Annotated in this window: 1 protein-coding gene; it reads right to left on the bottom strand. The window is 40.6% G+C overall.

Features of this window, described 5'->3' with window-relative positions; all coding sequences use genetic code 11:
• The coding region (locus AC3G7N_RS22325) for a metallophosphoesterase family protein (protein WP_489424295.1) at positions 1-544 on the bottom strand (544 nt) is incomplete at both ends.

Below are 544 nucleotides of genomic sequence, written 5' to 3'. Positions count from 1 at the left end.
CTTGACCATTTGTTTAGCGACTGGCCTCTTCCTTTTAATTCTACAAAAAGCAATTGCGGAACCTGATAGCTCTGCTCCTCGATCGTATGTTGGATCACTTTCTCCATTACATGCGGTTCTGTACAATCAGACACATCCACTGTTAAACGATTAAATTGAATTGCCTGCAATGGAATAAAGGTCACGTCAGCAGCCTGTCCTTTGTCCAAAACAACATGGTAACACCCTTTTGCACCTGCCTCTTTACGGTTTCTGCCTTGAGTATTTCCGGAATAAATGATGGGCGGATCAGTTTTCATGATTTCCCGTTGATGAATATGACCAAGTGCAAAGTAGTCAAATTCCTTATCAGACAGCTCACTTAAATGAAACGGTGCATATGTATCATGTTCTGTATTGCTATATAAACTCCCGTGAAGCATTGCAATATGAAAGGCGGCTTCCCCGTTTTGAACCTGAAATTCAGCGGTTTTATTTTCATTGATGGACCGGTTTTCATAACTGAATCCATGAATATTAGCTAGCGGTTTGCCTTTTTGATTAA

This window comes from Virgibacillus carmonensis (assembly GCF_057836705.1).
This window is presented reverse-complemented; position numbering and strand designations above follow the sequence as displayed.